Source organism: Bacillus sp. P4_D3 (assembly GCF_056401855.1).
In genome coordinates this window covers 1-2,741 of record NZ_JBFUIN010000413.1, presented here as the reverse complement: position 1 = coordinate 2,741, position 2,741 = coordinate 1, and the positions used below count along the sequence as shown (strand labels likewise).

General features: G+C 31.5%; 2 protein-coding genes and 1 pseudogene. 2 read left to right on the top strand and 1 reads right to left on the bottom strand.

Annotated elements, in window-relative coordinates; genetic code table 11:
• Together AC1DTM_RS21975 and AC1DTM_RS21970 are read left to right on the top strand one after the other, a co-directional pair.
• On the top strand, positions 1-815 hold an 815-nt coding region (locus AC1DTM_RS21975; protein WP_477000869.1), incomplete at its 5' end, for a sensor histidine kinase.
• A 181-nt stretch (positions 816-996) separates the two neighbouring features.
• Positions 997-2,013 (top strand): D-alanyl-D-alanine carboxypeptidase family protein, encoded by a 1,017-nt coding sequence (locus AC1DTM_RS21970; RefSeq protein ID WP_002110023.1) that lies wholly within the window; start codon positions 997-999, stop codon positions 2,011-2,013.
• A gap of 60 nt (positions 2,014-2,073) precedes the next feature.
• On the opposite strand, the pseudogene AC1DTM_RS21965 reads toward AC1DTM_RS21970, so the two are convergent.
• Positions 2,074-2,190, bottom strand: a pseudogene (locus AC1DTM_RS21965) (DinB family protein); the annotation flags it as partial.
• Positions 2,191-2,741: the final 551 nt, after the last annotated feature.

Below are 2,741 nucleotides of genomic sequence, written 5' to 3'. Positions count from 1 at the left end.
ATATTGCAAGTGGAAACTTTAATCATAAAGTTTCCATCGTACACCATAATTATTTAGAAGAACTGGCAACTGGGGTCAATCAAATTATTGAGCAATTAAAAGTTTCGATTGATGAAGAAAGACAGGCAGAACAAGCAAAAAGCGAACTTATTACAAATGTATCACATGACTTACGAACCCCTCTTACATCTATAGTTGGATACGTAAATTTAATCCATCATGATAATTATAGAGATGAAGTAGAATTACGATACTATATTCAAGTCATTTACGATAAAGTAACTCGTCTTAATGCATTAATGAATGACTTGTTTGAATATACACGCGTTCAAAATAAAGAGTTAAGTTTATATTCTGCTCCCATTGATATTGTAGAATTGATTGGACAATTAACTGTCCAATTTCGGATACAGCTTCAAGAAGCTAATATTGAATGTCGCCCTTCTTTCCCATCTCAAAAGCTAATGGTACTAGCTGATGGGGATAAATTAGTACGTGTGTTTGAAAATCTAATCATAAACGCTATTACTTATGGAAATGATGGAGATCATATTGATATTACCGCTTACGAAAGCAATAACATGATTACAATTGATATAACAAATTACGGACAACCTATCCCTAGTACKGATTTACCTCATATTTTTGAACGTTTTTATCGTGTTGAAAAATCACGTTCAACAAACACTGGTGGATCTGGACTYGGATTAGCWATTGCAAAAAGTATWGTYGAATTGCATAAAGGAACAATTGAAGTATATAGYGATGATRAAAAAACAACWTTCACTGTAAAACTACTCCCTTATAAAGCTTAATACCACATATTTATAGGTTCAATTTTTTATCATATAAGAAATTGAACCTTTTATATTCCATCAATATCCAAAATTTAATAATCCTTTATAATTCTTTAGAAATTCTTTACCTTTTCTTTCTTCCTAATTAAGCATTCCTTTTTACAATAATATTATTGATGTAATAGTAGGAGGATCGCTTATGCAATTCTTGAAAAAAATAACAGTTTTATTATTATCTTTTCTCATTACTGCACTTATCGTTTTATATTTTTACCTTTATGTAAATGGTCCAATTATTCAAGCTAAATCAGCTATTTTAATAGATACTAATTCTGGTGAGATTGTTTATAAAAAAAATGAAAGTACTCCCATTCAGTCGGCCACTTTATCTAAATTAATGACTGAGTATATTGTGATGGAACAACTTCATGATGGCAAAATACAATTAGATGAATCTGTAAAAATAAGTAACGACGTTTTTCAAACCGAAACGAGTCCTATACATGTAACATCGAATGATAAAACAACCGTTCGTGATTTACTAAATACATTGCTTTTAACCGGAAATAATCGTTCTGCACTTGAACTAGCAGAACACATTGCTGGAAATGAAGATAATTTCACATCGTTAATGAATGAAAAAGCAAAACAACTAAAGTTATCACAACAATCTCCATTTTTAAATTCCACTGGAATAAATAGCGAGAAGAATAAACAATCGATTACAACAGCAATAGACGCAGCCGAAATAGCTGCACAATTAATAAAAGACTATCCAGATGTATTAAATATAACTAAACTAACCTCTTACCCATTTACCTTCAAAGATTTTCAAGTTCTCAACACAAATAAAATGATTTACTCTCTTGATAAAAACATTAAACTAAAAGGTGTTGATGGCTTGCAAACTAGTTTGTCAACTAACGGTAATTATAGTTTTGTTGGTACAGCAAAACAAGGAGATACRAGGTTTATTTCTGTAGTATTAGACGCCAATGAAGAAAACACGGCTTTTGTTGAAACAAAAAAGTTACTTCAATACGGTTTTGAACCTACCTCATATTCTGCACTCCAAGCTTTCAAAGACGTTGTTACATCTTGGACCATTTTGCTTCAGTTTAAAAATTTAATCATACAAACGATTATGATCTTTTTAATCATTACCCTCTTAATGTTTTTACATATACGTCAGAAAAAATCCGAGGATTTCAACTAAGAAATCCTCTTATATATAAAAACCGACTTGTATTTGTGCAATACAAGTCGGTTTCTAAGTCTATAATCCTCTTCCAATTAAATTTGCTGAAACAGGTTGAAGATTTAATTCTCTCGCCCATATAGATAGCTGACCAATATGATGAATTTCATGTCGTAACACTTCACCAATTTCTTTTGAATTAAAATTTATTTATTTAACATCATGCTATATAAAATGGAGTATTGGCATTTTATATGAGGTCAACGTCAAGAAGCATTAGAAAAAGCAGGACAATAATATTATATTTGCTGCCATTCGCCGCATGAATTTAAGTCTTGCACTTATGACTATTTGGTTGAGCGATCGATATGTTTTGCTGAAATGTCAATATACCTTAAAAAGGAGCTCTCTTTATCAAGAGAGCTCCTTTTCTTATTTCTTCTTCTTTTCTGTCGGTTGGCTTTGTTTAGCGAAATTAGATGAATCATCGAAATTCGGTTGCTTTTTACCAGCATTATTACTTCTACCTTTTCCCATATGTAATGCACCTCCCTCACCCTTACTATTCCCAATAAAAAAATCCTCTTGCATCCAAGAGAATTTTTTATTGGGCTCTTATTAATAATGCCCAACTGTGCCCGTAGTACTTCCAACACTTCCAGCCCTGCCATACCATATTGGATGCTGTTGATCATGAATTAGTTATGTATAATATGTATCATCTCTTATTTTTTATGGCTTTTTAC